This is a genomic window from Bradyrhizobium sp. LeoA1Lang (assembly GCF_055413685.1).
Genome location: NZ_JBVAPG010000105.1, coordinates 1 through 18,778, shown reverse-complemented (window position 1 = coordinate 18,778; position 18,778 = coordinate 1). Strand labels below are relative to the sequence as shown.

Genomic DNA, 18,778 nt, shown 5'->3' with positions numbered 1-18,778 from the left:
AAGCTCGAAGGAAGAGGCTCCGCGCATGGAGCCACGCTTCTCGGCGCCTTCCCCGCATGACCGAAGGAGACACGCGATGACGAAACGAACTGGCAGTCGCAGGGATTTTCTCACCGTCGCCGCGGCAGCGGTCGGCGCCCTTGCGGCACCGTCACTGGTTACAGCCACCACCGACACCAAAGGAGACAATCGCATGGCACAGACAAATCGGGCGACACAACTTTTCAAGCCGGGGTTCCACTTCGGGCTGGGCGGCGTCCCGCTCGGCAACGAGTTCAACAAGGTCACGGACGAGGATGCCGAGGCGACGCTTGAGGCTGCGTGGAGCGCCGGCGTGCGCTATTTCGACGTGGCGCCCTGGTACGGCTTCGGATTGTCCGAGCGCCGCTTCGGCCATTTCCTGCACAACAAGGCTCGCGGCGATTACGCGCTGTCGTCCAAGGTCGGCAAGCTGTTCAAGGCGTCGAAGAACAACCGGCATGCGGAAATCTTTCCGCTATCGGACTCGCCGAATGACGTCACCTATGACTACACCGGCGACGGCGTTCGCCGTTCGATCGAGGACAGCCTGCAGCGGCTCGGCGTCGACAGCCTCGACGTGGCATTCGTCCACGACATCTCGCCGGATTTTCCATACTTCCCGACATCATGGCAGGAGCAGTTCGCGATCGCCGAACGCGGCGCATTCCCGGCGCTCTCGCGCATGCGCGAGGAAGGCATCATCAAGGCGTGGGGCATCGGCGTGAATTGCCCGGAGCCCATCCTGCGCGTCATCGACGTTGCCGATCCCGACGTCTGCCTGTGCGCCTCGCAGTACTCGCTGGTCGATCATGCCAACGCCGTCAATCAGGTCTTCCCGGCGGTGCGGAAGAAGAACGTGTCGCTGGTGATCGGCTCGGCGCTGAACGCAGGCTTCATCTCCGGCAGTCCGCGCTACAATTACGGGCCGAACAATTACAAGATCTCTCCGGCCCATATCGAGAAACGTGACCGGCTCCGCGCGGCCGCCGCCCGCCACGGCGTCGATCTGCGGACCGCGGCCTTGCAGTTTTCATCGGCTCCTGACGTCGTCGTCGCGTTGGTCGTGGGTGCGAGCAGCCACCGGCAAATCCTCGAGGACTACAATTCGATGCAGGCCAAGATCCCTGCGGAATTCTGGCAGGAGCTGAAGGAAAGCGGGCTGATCGAGCAGGCAGCCACAGTCCCGGCCTGACGGCAGGGACAGCGGATCGCTGAGGGCATGACTTCGACGAGCCTTATGTGCTATGTCGCTCTGACCGCCCATTGATTCCGTTACGGAATCTTCCACGAGCGAACCAACCAACCCGTCGAGGACAACGTGGCGCCCATTCAATATATCGTCGAGGGCGGCCACCGGCTCTCCGGCACGATCGAGCCGTCCGGCAACAAGAATTCGGCGCTGCCGATCATCGCGGCAGCGCTCTTGACCGAGCATCCGGTCACGCTGACGAATGTGCCGCGGATCCGCGACACCGAGACGCTGGTCGAGCTTTGCCGCTCCGTCGGCGCCTCGGCCGAGTGGACCGAGCGCAACACGCTTCTGATCCACGCCAAGGAGATCCGCGCCGCCGATCTCGATCCGGAACTGTGCGCGCGGATCCGTGCTTCGATCCTGCTCGCCGGGCCCCTGCTCGCCCGCTGCGGCGAGGTCGCATTGCCGCCGCCCGGCGGCGACGTGATCGGGCGCCGCCGCCTCGATACGCATTTCCTGGCGTTTGAGCAGCTCGGCGCGACCGTCACCGCGACCCATCGCCTCGAGTTCCGCGCGTCCCGCCTGAGAGGCGCCGACGTGTTCCTCGACGAGCCCAGCGTCACGGCGACCGAGAACGCGCTCGTCGCAGCCGTGGCCGCTCGCGGCACCACCTACCTGCGCAACGCGGCGTCCGAGCCCCATGTGCAGGATCTCGCGCATTTTCTGGTCGCGCTCGGCGCCAAGATCGAGGGCATCGGCACCAATACCATCATCGTCCACGGCCCCGCCACGCTCGGCGGCACGCACTACGCGATCCAGCCAGATCACATCGAGGTCGGCTCGCTGATCGGGCTTGCCGCGGTGACGCGCTCGCCGCTGCGCATCGCGCGCGCCGGCGTCGAGCATCTGCGCTCGATCCGGATGGGCTTTGAGCGGCTCGGCATCGTCTGCGGCGTCGAGGGTGACGATCTCGTGGTGCCCTCGGGCCAGACCATGAAGATCCATGATGATTTCGGCGGCCATGTGCCGAAGCTGGAGGACCAGCCCTGGCCGGCCTTCCCGGCGGACTTGATGTCGATCGCGATCGTCACCGCGACGCAGTGCGACGGCGTCATCCTGATGTTCGAAAAGATGTTCGAATCGCGGATGTTCTTCGTCGACAAACTCATCGCAATGGGCGGCCGCATCGTGTTGTGCGACCCGCATCGCGCCATCGTCGCCGGTCCGAGCCGGCTGCGTGGCGCGCCGATGACCTCCCCCGACATCCGCGCCGGCATGGCGATGCTGCTTGCGGCCGTCTGCGCCGAAGGCACCTCCACCATCAACAATGCCGACCAGATCGAGCGCGGCTACGAGCGGATCGAGCAGCGGCTGAACGCGCTCGGCGCCAGGATCACCCGCGTGCCCGAACGCGTGCGGTAGAGAATCACCACGACGATTGGAACAATCGGCCGACCTGTCGGTTGCACTGCCAGTTCCCCACAGGCAGGTGCGTCCATGCGCGTTCGTCTGCCCAGATTTCTCCAGATCACCGGCGGCGACGCCACTAATCTCACCATTGCCGCGGCAGCGGTCGCGGCGCTTACGATTTCGCTCTGGCTCACGCACGGCCGCGAAACCTCAGGCGATGCCCCGGGCACGCAGGTGGTGATTCCGCTCCATTCGGCGGCGCTCCTGACCAGCGAGCGCGCCCATGTCAGCGATCCCCGCGTCGGACAGATCGCCGACGGCGTCATCGAGGCCCAGGAGCGCGAAATCAACGCGATCAGGCAGGGCAAGCCGTAACCCAGGACATTTTTCGTTGACCTTTGCGAGCACGTAGCCCGGGTGGAGCGGAACGCGCAACCCGGGACAGTCGCATCAGCATTCGCGAGCGGCCCCGGGTTACGCAATGGCGTTCCGGGCTATTGCAGTGGCCGTTCCGCCACCTTTTAGGCGCGCGGCGGTGCTAATCTCGGCCCATGACCTCAACCGAGAACATCGAACGCGCTTCGATGGCGCCACGCGTGGCCGCGCGTGCGCCTCGTCACCATTTGCGCGACGAGCTCGCTGAGACCCTGCGCCTTGCGGTGCCGATGGCGCTGACGCAGCTCGGCCAGATCGCGATGATGACGACCGACCTCGCCTTCATCGGCCGGTTCGGCGACGAGGCCGTCGCTGCCGCGGCCTTGGCGGGCACGGTCTACTTCGTCAGCTTTACCTTCGGCATGGGCCTGATGTCCGCCGTCGCCCCGCTGGCGGCGCAAGCCTTTGGCGCGCGCAATCCGCGCATGGTGCGGCGCTCGCTTCGTGTCGGGCTGTGGGCCGCGCTGTTCATCACATTGCCGCTGATGGTGCTGCCGTTCCGCGGCGAACAGATCCTGCTCGCGCTCGGCCAGGCCGCCACGGCCGCGCAGCTCGCGCAGCAATATCTGTTCGGTCTCGCCTGGGGCATGCTGCCCGCGCTGTGGTTCATTGCGATCCGCGGCTTCATGAGCGCGGTCAACCGGCCCGAGCCGGTGCTGTGGATCACGCTCGCGGCGATCCCGGCCAATGCGCTGCTGGTTTGTCTCCTGCTCTATGGTGCTTGGGGACTGCCGCCGCTCGGGCTGTTCGGGGCGGGCATTGCCACCTCGATCGTCAATCTCGGGACCTTTCTCGCCGGCCTATGGTTCGCCTCCCGCCGCCCGCCGTTCCGGAAATATCAGGTGCTTGGTCGCGTCTGGCGCCTCGACTGGCCGCTGATGCGACAACTCGTCATCGTCGGCGCGCCAATCTCGGTCTCCTTCCTGCTGGAATATGGCCTGTTCGGCGCCGCGGGGCTCTTGATGGGCCTGATCTCGACGGCCGCGCTGGCCGCGCATCAGATCGCGCTGCAGATCGCGGCCATCCTGTTCATGGTGCCGTTCGGCATCGGCATGGCGGCGACCGTCCGCGTCGGCCATGCTGTCGGCCGGGCCGACGCGCCCGCGGTCAGACGCGCAGGGATCGTCGCAACCGGACTCGGCATCGTCTTCATGTCGACGATGACGCTTCTCGTCATTCTCGGACGATTCGCGATCGCCGAAATCTTCCTCGGCGAAGCCGCCGAAGCCACCGCGCAATTGACGGCCTCGCTGCTGCTGGTCGGCTCGACCTTCTTCATCGCCGACGGCGTGCAGACGGTTGCCGCCGGCGCGCTCCGCGGCATGAACGATACACGCCTGCCACTGCTGTTCGCCACGATCAGCTACTGGCTGATCGGGTTCACCTCCGCATGCCTGCTCGGCTTCGCGACCACGCTCGGCGCCGTCGGCATCTGGATCGGGCTATCGGCCGGAACCGCGGCCTATGCCCTTCTGCTCATCTTGCGTTTCCGTCTGCTGAGCAACAGATTGGCCATGTGATGAAAGCGCGCGAAGTCACGCCTGATATCGATCCCGGCCCGTTGCTCGCCGGTGCAGAGTTCATCGACGCCTTTCGCATCGCCGTCGACGGCACCACGCTTGATGCGCGCAAGGCGGCCGAGAAGATGTTCGCGCGACGCCAGCGCTGGATCGAAGCCCTGTTGCGATTACGCAATTTGATTGTCGCGCCGCTTGGCCTGAAGACATCGGGCGAAGGCGATAGGGCATCGCATGGCATGGTGGGCCTGTTTCCGGTTCTCAGCGAAACGCCGGAACGGCTGGTGGCCGGCTTCAACGACAGCCATCTCGATTTTCGTGTCGTGGTCGATGTCACCGCCCATGCCGGCGGCCAGGAGGTCACCACCACCACGCTGGTGCGGACGCATAATTGGCTCGGCCGGACCTACCTCGCGATCATCCTGCCCTTTCACCGCCTGGTCGTGGCCGCGATGCTGCGGCAGGTCGTGCTTTAGATTCAAACCGCATCGCGCGCTCGGGCGTGTACTTGTGACCCCGCCGGAGATCAGGGCGCGCAGAGGTCTCAAGAATCAGCGGCGAGGAGGCCATCGACCGGTCCGGGGATCCAATCGTCCCCTGAGAGCGGCCTGACTGTTACGTCATTAATGACCCCGAGCTGCAGGCTTGGATCGAAGTGGCGCATCGTCCGCTCATTCAGGTCAATGATACGGCCAGGCGTCAGTGGCCCCACGTCATTTATCTTGACGATGACCTTCTTGCCTACAGCCTCAACGAGAGCGTACTTCGGCCTCGCGCCATATTGGACCCCACCGAATTTCTCACGCAAACTCGTCTTGATGGCCGCCGCCCAGACAGAGGGATCATAGCGCTCGCCGGAGGCTGTGTTCGGGCCACCCTCCCGCCATCCGGGCCGGAACGGGTTGTACATGGATGCTGCGCCAACGATCGCATCTCCAGAAGCGGCATCGACGACGGCGCTTGAATGAACCGCGCCGATTTCACTGCGAGCAACGGTAACGGAAATGACAAGTGCAACTGCGGCGCCGCAAATTGCGGCGCTCGAGCGGAAGAGCATCATGACTCCTTGATTGATTTTCTTCGATCGTTAGGTTCCCGATGCCGCAAAGCATGGTCAAGCGAACGCGGAGGCGTTAACGGACTCGTGCCAATTTTTTGCGGATTCGTGCCGATGCTGGCGATGGAACCGTTTGTGGGAACCTGGGCGGTCCTCACACAGTGTTTTTAATTCTCACCGACTAAGACAGAGATTGCGTCAGCAACATGACTGAATAGAGCTTCTTTGACAGCGCGTGAGTAGGAGCAATAAACGCGCCCGGAGATGGAGATAATGTCCGGTTGAGGTCACGAGCAGTAATGTTCCGACTGATTGTAAGATTTCAGCTTGGCCGTCAGAAGCCGACATCCACGCCTTTATGAGTACACGCCCTAATCTTCGGCCGGCTCCCTCGCCGCCGCCGACGTCTCCGACCACTCACCCACGACGCGATCGAGGTCGAGCAGGTTCTGCCGCATCTGCTCCAGCGAGAATCCCAGCGCGAAGAAGCACTCCGCAGTGCCGACGGGCTGGCCGCGGATCAGGCCCTCGCTGCGAACGGCGGCGACTTCGTTCGCATAGCGCTGCAAGGCGGCATGAACAGGCGCGATCGGCGGCGCGCCCGCGCCCATGCGCAGCGCTGCGGCTGCCGAGCGCAGATAGAGCGTGATCGCCTTGCTGACGTCGGACAGGGGCGCTGCAAGCCGTGCCTGCACATTCGCCGGCAGCGGTACCACCGTGGCGCGGCCGATCATCACCACATCGTGGCGCAGTCGCAAAATGGTCCGCAGCAGCGGCCCGGTGTCCGGACCGGACGATAGATGCGCGGAGCGCTCGCGCTCGGCCTCCGCGCCGGTCGCATTCAACCCTTCCAGCGCGGTGCCGATGCCGTCCTGGATGCGGTGTAGGGCGTCATTGTCGCGCCCGCGCGTCAGGCCGGCGAGCAGTTCAGTGAAGGCGGCCGCGATCAATTCCAGCAGGCGCGCGGCGTTGACGCGGATCTGGCTCACCGCGCGCGACGGCAACACCAGGAACGACACCAGAAGTCCTGTAATGGCGCCGACGGCGACCTCGCTGACGCGGTCGATGGCGGATGCCAGCGGATCGGCGTGATGCAAGGTCGGAACCAGCAGCACGATCACGGCCGTCACAGTGGCCGCGCTGAGGCTGGGATTGATGGCGGCGATGAAGGCCAAAGGCGCAACCGCCAGCACCAGCAAGCCCAGCAGGCCGCTCTCCCCGGAATACGGGATCAGCACCGCGATGGCGCCGCCATAGATCGCGCCGCCGATGGTGCCGAGCATGTAGTCGCGGGTCGCCTTCAGCGACCGGCCGACACTCATCTGCGTCACGATCAGCGAGGTCAGCACCGCCCAGAGCGGCAGCAGCAGGTGCAGCGCCACGGCGACCGCATAGGCGATCGCGGCCGCCACCGTAACCCTGACTGCCAGCGCCAATTGCCCCTTCCGGCTGCGAATCCAGCCGAGCACATGTTTCGCGGTGGCTGTCATGCGACCGAATCTCTGATGCTCACGACGATCCTGTGACTGATGTTCGGCATGGCTGATGCCCGCGGCGTGAAGGCGGCTTGAAACGTGAAACCGGCCCGCCTACCGTGCCAGGCGAAACGAGGAAACACGATGGCCAACGAAACCGCAACGCTCGCCGCCTATGTCGCTAACCTGAATTTTGCAGATATACCACCGGAAGTATTGCAGCGCGCCAAAGTGCTGACGCTGGACTTCCTCGGCAGCACGATCCGGGCGCTGCGCGAAGCCGAATCCACGCCCTCGCTTTTGAAGATGCTGGAAGCGCTGGCGCTGGACGGCAAGGGCGAAGCCACCGTGTTCGGCGACGGCAAGACCTGGACGCCGGCGGTCGCGGCGCTGCTCAACGGCGCGCTCGGCCATTCCCTCGACTTCGACGACACGCATGCGGATTCCTCGCTGCATCCGAGCGCGCCCGTGGTGCCGGCCGCGTTCGCGGTCGGCGAGATGGTCGGTGCCTCCGGCCGCGACGTGCTGACCGCTGTTGTCGCGGGCTATGAGGTCTGCTGCCGGCTCGGCAACGCGCTCGATCCCACCTCGCATTATGCGCGCGGCTTCCACCCGACTGCGACCGCCGGCACCTATGGCGCGGCGGCGGCTGCTGCGAAACTGTACGGGTTATCGAAGGAGCAGATCATCGCGGCCTTCGGCGTTTCCGGCAGCCAGGCCGCGGGCTCGTTGCAGTTCCTGATCAACGGCGCCTGGAACAAGCGCTACCAGGTCGGTGCCGCCGCGATGAACGGCGTCATCGCCGCAACGCTGGCGCGCAACGATTTCGTCGGCTCGGTCGAATCGGTGGAAGGCAAGCATGGCCTGCTCGTCGGCTACAGCGACGATGCGCACCCGGACAAGGCGATCGCGGGTCTCGGCAGCATCTATGAGACCATGAAGATCGGCGTCAAACCCTATCCGAGCTGCCGCTACACTCATGCCGCGATCGATGCGCTGATCGCGATGCGGCGCGAGCACAATCTGACGCCGGACCAGGTGAAGCGGGTCGAGATCGGCCTGCACCGCAACGGCATCACGCTGACCGGCGACGCCGCCACCAAGCGGCACCCGACTTCGATCGTCGGCGGCCAGTTCTCGATGTTCTTCACCGGCGCTGTTGCCCTCGACCAGGGCCGCTTCGGCTGGGACGATTACAACCGGCTTGGCGATGCAGCGATCGGCGCGCTCGCCGACAAGTTCGACGTGGTGCAGGACGATCGGCTGGAGATCGGCCGCACCCATCCGTTCGGCGCGCGCGTCAGCATCACCACAGATGACGGCGTGCATGAGCGGCTCAACGCCGACCCCTCCGGCGAGCCGTCGTCGTTCCCCGATGCGCAGGCGATGCAGCAGAAATTCCTGACGCTGGCCCGCCCGGTCCTGAACGGCCGCGCCGACCAGTTCGCCGACGCGATCCTCTCGCTGGAACGCTTCGACCGCGTGGAAAAGGCAACGCAATTGGGCCGGCAATAGGCTCTCTCAAGCCGTCCATCGATCGCGCTCGGTCACCCAGATATCGACGGTATCGCCGTTCAACTCGGCCTGGCCGTCGATTTTCGCACCAAGCCGGCGCGCCACACCCTGCGAGGCAACGTTGACCGGATCGATGCAATGAATGATGCGGTCGACCGCAAGATTGGCAAACACCCAGTCGATGGCCGCGCGCGCCGCCTCGACCGCATAGCCTTTGCCGCGATAGTCCTTGGCGATGCCCCAGCCGACCTCAAACCCCGGCCAGCCCGCCGGATACCAGGGACCCACACGGCCCACGTACCGGCCGGATGATCTTTCCTCGACGGCAAACATGCCGAAACCATGCAGCGCCCAGTGCCCGGCGATGACCGCCGCATTGCGCCAGCCCGTCGTTTCGTTGGTCACTGCCTTGTGGTCGGGCGTGATAAATCGCGCCGTCTCGGGATCGGCCAGCATGGCTGTATTGGGCGCGATGTCGGAAGCCTTCCACGAGCGCAGGATCAACCGCTCCGTCTCGATTGTGGGGCCGTAAAATTGCGCCTGCGCCGCGCCGGATTTGAGCCAAGCGACCATTGCCTTTGACCCCTATTGACCAGAACGAGAAGATGCTCGGATATCACTCAATCTAGCGGAGAAGCGTTGATCCAGGTAGCGGCTGACCAACACCGCCGACCGCGCGTCCAGGTGCACGCCGTCGTCCCATCTGAGTTCGTTACGATCGACGTCGATGGGTAGCCAGCGGCTTTGATCCGGAAACGCGCGATGGACGAGCTCGCGTGTGGTCCTGACATAGAGCGACGTCTCGATCGGTGCGGCGTAGGGCATTTCCATCAGCAGCACGCGGGCGCCGCGCTTTTCCAGCACTTCGATCAGCCGGCGGATCATCTCGATATTGACCTTGGCGGCGGCGCTCGGGTCTTCGGACTCCATCTCTCCGATCGCCCGCTCCAGATAGACGTGGTTGTCGAAATTGCCGGGCGGCTGCTCGAGCAGGCTTTTCAGCCGGGCCGCGATCTGGGCGTGAGTGACGGGGGCATGCACCCGGTTCTCATAGGCAGCAACGGCGGTCCGGATCGGACGCAAGAACAGCGCCTCGTGCCCTTCCTTGGTGGAGAAGCGCTTCACCAGCTCCGCATCCGGTGCACGGGACAAGATGTTGATCTCGACGACGATCAGCTTGGGGAGCTGCCGCTGGCTCGCGAGGATTTCGAGCGCCGTGACGGGCGATCCGCCGGCGAATGCTAGATTCCCCACGCGCGGCGTTTCGAAATATTCCTCCCGGAGCCGGAAGGTCAGCGAGCTGCCCACGAACACGATATCCGGAACGGGATTGTCGACATAGCGATTCACGATGACGAGCGCGCCATCGCGCGCCGTCGTCGCCGGCAATTGCAACGTGTGTCCGAACCGCGCGGTCGCGATGCCGCAGGCGAGCAGCAGGAGCGCGGCCGCAACGGCGCTCTTGATCAACCAGACGGTGGGTTTTGGCTGCTTTTCCATGCGATCAGAACTGGAAATAGATGAAGGCACTGTCCGGCCCCGCCTCCAGATAGGCGAGCGCGACCAGCGCGCCATAGACATATGGCTCCCACCGCATCAGCGCAGTCTCGAACAGCGATGCCACGCGCATATGCTGCAGCAGGACCGGAAGCGCGTAGAGCAGCGCAAGATTGTAGAACAATTTTGGCGGATTCGGGTTGGTGGTCGGCGTGAACATGCCGGTGAGATAGGCGAGCGCATGATCGAAATTCGGCAGCTTGAAGAAGATCCAGGCCATGGTGACGCAGAAGAACACCACGCCCATGCGCAAGAGGCGCAGCGGCACGGAATCAATTGCCTGCAGCACATGCAGGAACGGCCGCTCGATCACCAGGAACAACCCGTGCACCAGCCCCCACGCCAGATAGCTGAATCCCGCGCCGTGCCAGAGGCCGCCGAGCCCCATCACGATCATCAAATTGAGATAGGTCCTGATACGTCCATGCCGGTTGCCGCCCAAGGGGATGTAGAGATAGGTGCGCAGCCAGGTCGACAGGGAAATGTGCCACCGGGTCCAGAATTCCGAAAACGACAGCGACGTATAGGGCAGATCGAAATTGATCGGCAGGCGGTAACCGAACAGAAGCCCCAGACCGATCGCGATCGCCGAATAGCCGAAGAAATCGGCGTAGATCTGATAGCCGTAAAGGAAAACGAGCAGCCAGCGGTCCTGCGTTTGCAGCGTCTCGTAGAGCGGGAAGTCCATATAGGCCGTCATCTCGTTGAGATTGTTGGCCACATAGAGCTTGAAGAAGAAGCCCGCGATGATCCATTTCGCAGCTTCGACGAACGGCACATCGGCAAGCTGCTTCGGCTGGATTTGCGGCATGAACATGCCGGCACGCGTGATCGGCCCGGAGACGAGCTGCGGAAAGAAGATGATGTAGAGGAAGACGTCGGCAAGAGGCGGCCGCGGCGCCTTGCTGCGCGTGAGGTCGACCAAGAGGCTGATATTGTGGAAGACGAAAAAGGAGATGCCGATCGGCAGCGGCAGCCTCAAGAGGAAGTCGATCGCCGCATTGTCGACCAGCACCGGCGCCTTCGGATCGAGGATCAGGAATTTGTATTTGAAGAAGGCGAGCAGCGCGAGGTTGAAGACGATGCCGGCCGGCAGCCAGCGGCGGTCGTGCAGCGAAAGCGCCAGGAACAGATAGGTCCCGCCGACCGCGACCGCGAGCAGCGGCAGCAGCTCAGGCTGGCCGTATCCGTAGAAGAACAGGCTCGCGACCACCAGGAGCTGGACCTGGAACCGCCGGACCGGCGGGAGGTAGTAGGCCACAAATACGATCGCGGCAAACAAGCCGAATTGCCACGACGTGAAAGTCATGTTCCGGGGGCCTCGCAGGAACCTTGAAGCCCATGGCATGCCCCATCGGCGATTCCTAAGTCAAGCCACGATGACGCAAAACGCCGGCGCCGGGCGGCACATCCGGGATGATGGCGTGCAGGCGGCGAATTCCTGCTATCATTAAGGCCACGAAATAAGGAGTCCCCCCTCATGAGCTGGCTTCCCTCCAACGATCCGATCCTCGGCGATCCCAAGACCTGCGACGCGCTGGAGCTCGTCATCGTGCCGCGCACCCGCGATCTCGGCGACGGATTTGCCGTGCGGCGCGCGCTGCCGCATGGCAAGCGGCAGATGGTCGGCCCCTTCATCTTCTTCGACCATTTCGGGCCGGTGCAGTTTCTCGCCGGCAAGGGCATGGATGTGCGGCCGCACCCGCATATCGGGCTTGCCACCGTGACCTATCTGTTTGACGGCAGCATCATGCATCGCGACAGCGAGGGCAACATCCAGGAGATCCAGCCCGGCGCGATGAACCTGATGACCGCGGGCCGCGGCATCGCCCATTCCGAGCGCACGCCGGATGTGCAGCGCCGCGACGGCCAGAAGATGCTGGGCCTGCAGAGCTGGATCGCGCTGCCTCAGGCCAGGGAGGAGATCTCGCCCTCGTTCCAGCATTATGCCGCGGGCGACCTGCCCATGATCAGCGAACGCGGTTTCACCGCCCGCGTCATCGCGGGCTCATCGTTCGGCATCACCTCGCCGGTCGAGATGGTCTCGCCCTGGTTCTACACCGAGGTCACGGCAGAGGCCGGCACCAGCGTGCCGCTCGACCCCGATCACGAGGAGCGCGGGATCTATCTCGTCGACGGCGAAGTCGAGATCGCCAATGAACGTTACGAAGGCCCGCGCCTCCTGATCTTCCGGCCCGGCGACCGCATCACGGTAAAGGCGCTGCAGCCCACGCGCATGATGTTCCTGGGCGGCGACGCGCTGGAAGGCCCGCGCCATATCTGGTGGAATTTCGTCTCTTCCAGCAAGGAGCGGATCGAGCAGGCCAAACAGGACTGGAAAACCGGACGTTTCGAGCCAGTCCCGCAGGAACATGAGTTCATTCCGCTGCCGGAGTGAGCTATCTCCTCGTTGCTTTTGGCGCCCGCAATCTCGCGGGCGGCCGCTTTGAAGGTCTGACCAGATGAATGCGATGCGCGCCAGCGACCTGCCCTTGCCGCAGATCGGCCGCGGCAAGGTCCGCGATATCTATGCCGTCGGCGACGACCGCGTGCTGCTGCTGACCACCGATCGCATCTCGGCGTTCGACGTCGTGATGGCCGAGACCATCCCGATGAAGGGCGCGGTGCTGACCCAGATCAGCGCATGGTGGTTTCGCCAGCTCGAGAGCACCGTGCCGCATCACATGATCAGCGCCGATGCCGACGAGATCATCCGCGAGGTCCCCGCTCTGAAAGACCATCGCGCCGATATCGTGGGCCGCGCGATGCTGTGCCGGCGCACCCTCGTCTTCCCGATCGAATGCGTGATCCGCGGCTACATCTCCGGCTCGGCCTGGAAGGAATATGCCGCGCACGGCACGCTAGCCGGAGAAAAGCTGCCGGCGGGCCTGGTCGAAAGCGCCAAGCTGGAGCCCGCGATCTTCAGCCCGGCGACCAAGGCCGAGACCGGGCATGACGAGAACATCACGGTGGCCCGCGTGCGCGAGATCGTCGGCGGCGAGGTTGCCGACACGCTGGAGCGGATGGCGCGCACGGTCTACGCCTACGGCGAAAAGGTGAGCCGCGAGCGCGGCATCATCATCGCGGACACCAAGTTCGAATTCGGGCGCGACCAGGATGGACGGATCATCCTGATCGACGAGGTGATGACGCCGGATTCGTCGCGCTTCTGGGCGGTCGATGTCTACAAGCCGGGCCAGCCGCAGCCGAGCTTCGACAAGCAACCCTTGCGCGACTATCTCGACACTGAGCGCCGCGCCGGCCGCTGGAACGGCGACGCACCGGCGCCGCCATTGCCGGCCAGCGTGGTGGAGGCGACCAGCAAGCGCTACCTCGAAGCCTATCGGCGCGTGACGGGTTCGGACCTCAAAATCTGACCCCGTCATTGCGAGCGTCGTAGCCCGGGTGAAGCGAAGCGCAAGCCGGGACAGCTCGATCCACAGGCGAGACCGCCCCCGGATTGCGCTTCGCTTCACCCGGGCTACGTCACTCAACAATTGGGCCCCATAGTTATAGGTTCCCTCCGCGGGAACGACGAATGCACGCATTGACACAAAAATCTTGTTGTCGCGGCCGGCTGCGCTCGTTTACCAGTGACGCGGCTATCAGGGGCAAATGCAAGGCGTGGTGCATCGAAACGTCAATCTCGGTCCGCGGATTGGTCGCGCGTTCAGCGATATCATCGGCGGCAGCGCCGCCAGCGTGCTCTCGATTACCTTCGGCCTGTCCTACGCGCTTCTGATCTTCGCCGGACCGCTGTCGCCCTATCTCGCTTACGGCGTCGCCGCCACCTTCATCTCATCGGCGATGCTGGCGCTGGTGATCGCGCTCGGCAGCTCGCTGCCATTTGCGGTCGCGGGTCCCGAGAGTTCCACCGCGGCGATGACGGCGATCCTCGCCTCCGCGCTGGTCGAGCGCGTAGCGGCCACGAATCCAGCGGCGCCGATGCTGGCGCCGGTCCTGATCACGCTCGGGCTTGCCACCATCATCACCGGCATCGTGCTGTGCGGCTTCGGCGTGACGCGGATGGGCCGCGCCATCCGCTATGTGCCTTATCCTGTCGTCGGCGGCTTTCTCGGCGCCACCGGCTGCCTGCTCGTGCTCGGCGCCGTCAGGGTCATCACGGGCGTGGAGCTGAAGTTTGCGACGCTACCTCAGTTCGCAAATGTCATCACCATCGCCGAGCTGTCGGCCGCCTGCGCCATGGCGCTGATCCTGTACCTGACCTGGCATCGCTCGCGCAGTCCGTTCGGACTGCCGGTGATCCTGGTCGGCGGCGTGCTCATCGGCCATCTCGCATTCTGGATCATCGGCCTTACGCCCGCCGAGGCGCAGGCCGCGGGCTGGACCTTTCAGCCGCCGCCTCCGACCCGATTCATGCTGCCCTGGAGCGCGGTGAATTTCGCTGACTATCCCTGGTATGCCGTACCGGACCTGCTCGGCAACCTCGTCGCCGTCGTCTTCGTGACGGCAACCAGCACCCTCTTCAACACCACCGGCATCGAGGTCGCCGCGCACCGCGAGGCCGACCTGGAACGGGAACTCAATATCGCCGGCCTCGCCAATATCCTGACCGGCGCCCTGGCCGGCTACGCCGGTTGCACCTCCACCACCCGCTCGCTGCTCAGTCTGAACAGCGGCGCTACCGGCCGCCTTTCCGGCATCACGGTTGCGGTCGTCTCGCTCTTGATGCTTGCGGTCGCACCCGAATTGCTGGGCTACATGCCGAAATTCGTGCTCGGCGGCCTGTTGATCTATCTCGGCGCCGATCAGCTCCACAAATGGATCGTCGAGTCGCGACGGCGGCTGTCGAAGACCGAATATGTGTCGCTGCTCGCGATCATCCTCATCATCCTGCAATGGGGCTTCGTGGCCGGGGTTTTGATCGGCGTCGTGATCGGCTGCGCCACCTTTGCCTTCAGCGCCGCGCGGATCGAATCGATCAAATATGGTTTTGACGGCACGGAATATCGCAGCTCGCTGGATCGCTCGCGCGATGACCTGGACCTGCTGGCGGTCCATGGCAGCGCGATCCAGGGCCTGAACCTGCAGAGCTATCTGTTCTTCGGCTCGGCCAACCGCCTCTACCAGCACGTCAAGGCGCTGCTCGCACGCCATCCGGAATGCCGCTATCTGGTGTTCGACTTCAAGCTCGTCACCGGCATCGATTCATCGGCGGCCTACAGCTTCGCGCAGATCAAGCGCAGCGCAGATGAGCGCGGCGTCAAGCTGCTGCTGGTGCATCTGGCGCCAGCAGCCGAAAAGTCCTTGCGCTCGAGCGGCTTCATGTCCGGCCAGGTCAGGATCGAGCCCGAGCTCGATCATGCGCTGGAATGGTGCGAGAACGAGATCATCGCCGAGCACCGCGGGCTGGAGCAGGAGGAAGCGAGCCTGCGCGACTGGTTCACCGGGATTCTCGGTTCCGAGCGGGAGGCAAGCGCGCTGATGCATTATTGCGAGCGCGTCGAGGTCGATGCCGGAGAGACCATCGTCCGCGCCGGCGACGCCGTGGATTCCATGCACTTCATTCTGGACGGGCGCGTCGGCGTGATGGTCGCGGCCGATGATGGCCGCCCGACCCGCGTGCGCAGCCTCGGCCGCTACACCACGGTCGGCGAGATGGGCCTGGTCTCGCAATCGCGGCGCAGCGCCACCATCCAGGCCGAGGTCGCAAGCGTGCTCTACGTCCTGAACACGCATCAGTTCGAAGCGCTCAGGGACGACGACCCCGCGCTCAGCCACAAGCTGCTGACCTATTTCGTCTCGATCATGGCCGAGCGCCTGAGCTTCGCCAACCGCACGATTGCAGTGCTGCGGCGATAGATAGCCGCGATGCCGTAGGGTGGGCAAAGCAGCGTGCCCACCATTTTGGCTCGAGTGCGGATGGTGGGCACGGCGCATGCGCGCCTTTGCCCACCCTACGCCGCTAGGCTTCGACGCAACTCAAGTGAGGCTTCCGCTCTCTCTTCCGGTGGACCACCGTTGCATCGGACATTGAAAATTAATCACTTGTTAACCATACGGTCGCCTAATGCGAATGATTTGGAGGGAATTTGGATTCACCGCTCCGGCGACGCGAACGAAGTCGATGCCTTTGTCGGCCGATCTTACCATTCGTTCGTTTGCCAGGCTGACGGTTCGCGTTACGGCTGTCCTACGCGGAGCAAAAAATGTCCGGAGAGAATGATCTAGTGGGCACTCTCAGCCGCGATCTCGATCGCGCACGCGGAAAACGCGACGCACTAGCATCCGATGTCACGACACTGACGGCTCAGATCGTCGAGATCGAGGCCCGCCTTTCTGAGGAAAGAGTTCGGCGCGAACGCAATCACGTTCTGGGCGAAATCGAAGCGATAAAAAAGCGAATCGCGCAAACCGGCAAAGCGTTTAAACCTGTCATCAGCGAGCTCTGCGAGGCGACCGAGATGGCCGCGGCAGTCGTACCCGAAGCTCGCGAGTTCAATAATTTTCTATCATCCGTCGCGACCGAAGTCGAAGCCGTAATCGATCCCTTATTGCGCGAACTGGACCGACGCGCGGATGCGGTGAGAGTCGGCCACGCTGCACTGGATCTCCCGCGCCTGGCCAATGAGGCGCCAACCGAGCTGCCAAAAGATAGTAATGATCGCCTGCTTGGCTTGCTCCGTCTTCCAGCATGGCTGTCGCGCAGCAAGGAGGTTGGAAAAGAAGCAGCAGAGAACCCGGACGGCACAGCCGCGTAGAACATCGGCGCGCTGCGCACCTCAAAGAAGACCCTCGATGCTCGTGTGACGGACTTTTTGCAGCCGTCTACTTCCGGCACTTGGAAAGAATTACTTTGGTTCCTACCACGTGCTCAGGTGGCCTTGCGGCGCAGGAAGGCCGGGATATCGAGAAGGTTCTCCTCGATCAAATTCCGCCCGGGAGAGGAGCGGCCGTACGGATCGACGCCTTGCGGAGCCGCATGGCGCGCATGTTCCGACATCTGCGCTGCCGGTCGCCCTTCAGGGTGGCGGGTCGTCGGGCGGAGCAGCGGACTCTCTGATTGCGGCGCGGGTGCGCCACGCTCGATCCCGTTGGCAACGCGACGGTTGTCGTTCCGCAGCCTGCCCGCGAGTTCGGTAAGTGCGCTTTCCGCCGGTTGCGTCCGTTGCGCCGGGCCAAGATTATCGATGCCGGTCGCCACCACCGAGACGCGGACGATGCCTTCCAGGCTTTCGTCGAAAGTGGCGCCGACGATGATGTTGGCGTCGGGGTCGGCCTGTTCGCGAATGCGAGTAGCGGCTTCGTCGACCTCGAACAACGTCAGGTCCTTGCCGCCGGAGATCGAGATTATGAGGCCACTGGCGCGCTTGATCGAGGGGTCCTCGATCAATGGATTGGAAATCGCGGCCACAGCGGCGTTGAGCACGCGCTTCTCGCCGGAAGCCTCGCCCCTGCCCATCATGGCTTTGCCCTTCTCGCGCATGACCGAGAGAACGTCGGCAAAATCGAGATTGATCAGACCTTCCTTGACGATCAGGTCGCTGATGCATGCCACGCCCGAATAAAGCACTTGATCGGCCAGGGCGAAGGCATCCGCGAATGAGGTTCTCTCGTTGGCCACGCGGAACAGGTTCTGGTTTGGGATGATCAGCAGCGTATCAACTGCCTTCAACAGTTCGGCAATACCTGCTTCGGCAACGCGCATGCGGCGCTGACCCTCGAAGTGGAATGGCTTGGTGACGACACCAATAGTGAGAATGCCGAGCTCGCGCGCGGTCCTGGCTATAACGGGCGCCGCCCCAGTGCCCGTACCGCCACCCATGCCGGCCGTAACAAACACCATGTGCGCGCCGGTCAAATGATCGCGGATTGCATCGGTCGCCTCTTCGGCCGCAGCGCACCCCACTTCGGGCTGCGCGCCGGCGCCAAGACCCTTGGTCACCTGGCTGCCCATCTGGACGATGCGCTTGGCCCTCGACATGCCAAGTGCCTGCGCGTCGGTATTGGCAACGATGAAGTCGACCCCACTCAGCCCGGCGGCGATCATGTTGTTGACGGCATTGCCGCCGGCGCCGCCGACCCCAAACACGGCGACGCGCGCCTTCATCTCCCTGATATCGATGGTATGGGTCATTTTTGCCTCACGTTGCTCCGGCAAGTCGGGAATGAGAGGGCGCGGATCAGCTATGTACAAGCCCTGCGGTCTGTTTCCACTTCGGTCCTGCCATCATCCGAAAGTGAGCACGGCAACTGGCATCGCTTGGCCAGCGAACGAGCGGCCTCCGGCGAGACTGTCAGGCGGGCACCTGGAGCGGCATATGTCAGCGCCTCAACGGACATCGGCTGTTCTCCTAGAACGAACCGGGCGGTAATCGGCTGATGATGACCGGGCGATGACTGCAGGCTAGGCTGCGTTGGTTAACAGAGTGTTAAGAGCATGATCCGGAAAAGTGGACACCGGACCTTCAGGTTATGAGCCTGAGGGTGAATTGAGCCATGACGAACCTCAGCGTCGTAGATTCCATGGGGCGGTGAGCGCGCCCTTTCCGGTAGGTTTGGGTTTCCACACTCGAACCATCGGAGAGTCTGATGCAAGCATCGACCAAGAGCACGCCCACCGCCGGCCATTGTGGCA

15 protein-coding genes and 1 pseudogene are annotated in these 18,778 nt (G+C 63.9%); 10 read left to right on the top strand and 6 right to left on the bottom strand.

Features of this window, described 5'->3' with window-relative positions; genetic code table 11:
- The first annotated feature begins 76 nt into the window (after window positions 1-76).
- From ACZYOF_RS28985 to ACZYOF_RS28965, 5 genes are all read left to right on the top strand, one after another.
- On the top strand, window positions 77-1,213 hold the full coding sequence (locus ACZYOF_RS28985; RefSeq protein WP_463717919.1) for an aldo/keto reductase: 1,137 nt from the start codon (window positions 77-79) through the stop codon (window positions 1,211-1,213).
- A gap of 126 nt (window positions 1,214-1,339) precedes the next feature.
- Window positions 1,340-2,635, top strand: coding sequence for a UDP-N-acetylglucosamine 1-carboxyvinyltransferase (gene murA, locus ACZYOF_RS28980; RefSeq protein ID WP_463717918.1), 1,296 nt, complete (start codon window positions 1,340-1,342; stop codon window positions 2,633-2,635).
- A 75-nt stretch (window positions 2,636-2,710) separates the two neighbouring features.
- Window positions 2,711-2,998 carry a hypothetical protein gene (locus tag ACZYOF_RS28975; RefSeq protein ID WP_130581929.1) on the top strand — a complete coding sequence of 96 codons (288 nt, stop codon included), beginning with the start codon at window positions 2,711-2,713 and terminating at the stop codon, window positions 2,996-2,998.
- A 176-nt stretch (window positions 2,999-3,174) separates the two neighbouring features.
- The gene (locus tag ACZYOF_RS28970; RefSeq protein ID WP_463717917.1) at window positions 3,175-4,578 is read left to right on the top strand and encodes an MATE family efflux transporter; all 1,404 of its coding nucleotides are present in this window, start codon (window positions 3,175-3,177) and stop codon (window positions 4,576-4,578) included.
- Entirely contained in the window at window positions 4,578-5,051 is a 474-nt protein-coding gene (locus tag ACZYOF_RS28965) for a DUF2867 domain-containing protein (RefSeq protein WP_463717916.1), read from the top strand. Before ACZYOF_RS28970 ends, ACZYOF_RS28965 begins: the two co-directional genes overlap by 1 nt.
- 68 nt (window positions 5,052-5,119) lie before the next feature.
- On the opposite strand, the gene ACZYOF_RS28960 is transcribed toward ACZYOF_RS28965, so the two are convergent.
- Both ACZYOF_RS28960 and ACZYOF_RS28955 read right to left on the bottom strand, forming a co-directional pair.
- Window positions 5,120-5,635 carry an RlpA-like double-psi beta-barrel domain-containing protein gene (locus ACZYOF_RS28960; protein ID WP_463717915.1) on the bottom strand — a complete coding sequence of 172 codons (516 nt, stop codon included), beginning with the start codon at window positions 5,633-5,635 and terminating at the stop codon, window positions 5,120-5,122.
- A 368-nt stretch (window positions 5,636-6,003) separates the two neighbouring features.
- Window positions 6,004-7,122, bottom strand: a complete 1,119-nt coding sequence (locus ACZYOF_RS28955) for an FUSC family protein (protein WP_463717914.1) — start codon at window positions 7,120-7,122, stop codon at window positions 6,004-6,006.
- Between the two features lie 129 nt (window positions 7,123-7,251).
- Here ACZYOF_RS28955 and ACZYOF_RS28950 point away from each other — a divergent pair, with 129 nt between their 5' ends.
- Window positions 7,252-8,622, top strand: a complete 1,371-nt coding sequence (locus ACZYOF_RS28950) for an MmgE/PrpD family protein (RefSeq protein ID WP_463717913.1) — start codon at window positions 7,252-7,254, stop codon at window positions 8,620-8,622.
- Between the two features lie 6 nt (window positions 8,623-8,628).
- Here the strand turns inward: ACZYOF_RS28950 and ACZYOF_RS28945 are convergent, their stop codons facing one another.
- From ACZYOF_RS28945 to ACZYOF_RS28935, 3 genes are read right to left on the bottom strand one after another with little or no spacing between them, the layout of a single operon-like run.
- A complete protein-coding gene (locus tag ACZYOF_RS28945) occupies window positions 8,629-9,195 on the bottom strand; it encodes a GNAT family N-acetyltransferase (protein ID WP_463717912.1) in 567 nt (188 codons plus the stop codon).
- A 12-nt stretch (window positions 9,196-9,207) separates the two neighbouring features.
- Window positions 9,208-10,197, bottom strand: coding sequence for a hypothetical protein (locus tag ACZYOF_RS28940; protein WP_463717911.1), 990 nt, complete (start codon window positions 10,195-10,197; stop codon window positions 9,208-9,210).
- Entirely contained in the window at window positions 10,127-11,488 is a 1,362-nt protein-coding gene (locus tag ACZYOF_RS28935) for an MBOAT family O-acyltransferase (RefSeq protein WP_463717910.1), read from the bottom strand. Before ACZYOF_RS28935 ends, ACZYOF_RS28940 begins: the two co-directional genes overlap by 71 nt.
- Before the next feature lie 171 nt (window positions 11,489-11,659).
- Between ACZYOF_RS28935 and ACZYOF_RS28930 the strand changes: the two genes are divergently transcribed.
- The 4 genes from ACZYOF_RS28930 to ACZYOF_RS28915 all read left to right on the top strand — a co-directional run bounded on the left by ACZYOF_RS28930 (window position 11,660) and on the right by ACZYOF_RS28915 (window position 16,901).
- A complete protein-coding gene (locus ACZYOF_RS28930) occupies window positions 11,660-12,577 on the top strand; it encodes a pirin family protein (protein WP_463717909.1) in 918 nt (305 codons plus the stop codon).
- A 64-nt stretch (window positions 12,578-12,641) separates the two neighbouring features.
- Window positions 12,642-13,556, top strand: coding sequence for a phosphoribosylaminoimidazolesuccinocarboxamide synthase (locus ACZYOF_RS28925; RefSeq protein WP_463717908.1), 915 nt, complete (start codon window positions 12,642-12,644; stop codon window positions 13,554-13,556).
- 250 nt (window positions 13,557-13,806) lie between these two features.
- Complete coding sequence (locus tag ACZYOF_RS28920; RefSeq protein ID WP_463717927.1) at window positions 13,807-16,002, top strand: SLC26A/SulP transporter family protein; 2,196 nt, start codon at window positions 13,807-13,809, stop codon at window positions 16,000-16,002.
- A gap of 347 nt (window positions 16,003-16,349) precedes the next feature.
- Entirely contained in the window at window positions 16,350-16,901 is a 552-nt protein-coding gene (locus ACZYOF_RS28915) for a hypothetical protein (RefSeq protein WP_463717907.1), read from the top strand.
- Window positions 16,902-17,236: 335 nt separating this feature from the next.
- Here the strand turns inward: ACZYOF_RS28915 and ftsZ are convergent.
- Window positions 17,237-18,277 (bottom strand): annotated as a pseudogene (gene ftsZ / locus ACZYOF_RS28910) (cell division protein FtsZ); the annotation flags it as partial.
- Between the last annotated feature and the right edge of the window lie 501 nt (window positions 18,278-18,778).

Bases quoted from the DNA above. Each gene is read 5' to 3' on its own strand.
- ACZYOF_RS28985 (WP_463717919.1), top strand. From the start codon at position 77: ATGACGAAACGAACTGGCAGTCGCAGGGATTTTCTCACCGTCGCCGCG.
- ACZYOF_RS28945 (WP_463717912.1), bottom strand. From the start codon at position 9,195: ATGGTCGCTTGGCTCAAATCCGGCGCGGCGCAGGCGCAATTTTACGGC.
- ACZYOF_RS28955 (WP_463717914.1), bottom strand. From the start codon at position 7,122: ATGACAGCCACCGCGAAACATGTGCTCGGCTGGATTCGCAGCCGGAAG.
- ACZYOF_RS28975 (WP_130581929.1), top strand. From the start codon at position 2,711: ATGCGCGTTCGTCTGCCCAGATTTCTCCAGATCACCGGCGGCGACGCC.
- ACZYOF_RS28970 (WP_463717917.1), top strand. From the start codon at position 3,175: ATGACCTCAACCGAGAACATCGAACGCGCTTCGATGGCGCCACGCGTG.
- ACZYOF_RS28950 (WP_463717913.1), top strand. From the start codon at position 7,252: ATGGCCAACGAAACCGCAACGCTCGCCGCCTATGTCGCTAACCTGAAT.
- ACZYOF_RS28940 (WP_463717911.1), bottom strand. From the start codon at position 10,197: ATGGCGCGCTGGTCGCGCTCGCCTATCTGGAGGCGGGGCCGGACAGTG.
- ACZYOF_RS28965 (WP_463717916.1), top strand. From the start codon at position 4,578: ATGAAAGCGCGCGAAGTCACGCCTGATATCGATCCCGGCCCGTTGCTC.
- ACZYOF_RS28935 (WP_463717910.1), bottom strand. From the start codon at position 11,488: ATGACTTTCACGTCGTGGCAATTCGGCTTGTTTGCCGCGATCGTATTT.
- ACZYOF_RS28930 (WP_463717909.1), top strand. From the start codon at position 11,660: ATGAGCTGGCTTCCCTCCAACGATCCGATCCTCGGCGATCCCAAGACC.
- ACZYOF_RS28925 (WP_463717908.1), top strand. From the start codon at position 12,642: ATGAATGCGATGCGCGCCAGCGACCTGCCCTTGCCGCAGATCGGCCGC.
- ACZYOF_RS28915 (WP_463717907.1), top strand. From the start codon at position 16,350: ATGTCCGGAGAGAATGATCTAGTGGGCACTCTCAGCCGCGATCTCGAT.
- ACZYOF_RS28960 (WP_463717915.1), bottom strand. From the start codon at position 5,635: ATGATGCTCTTCCGCTCGAGCGCCGCAATTTGCGGCGCCGCAGTTGCA.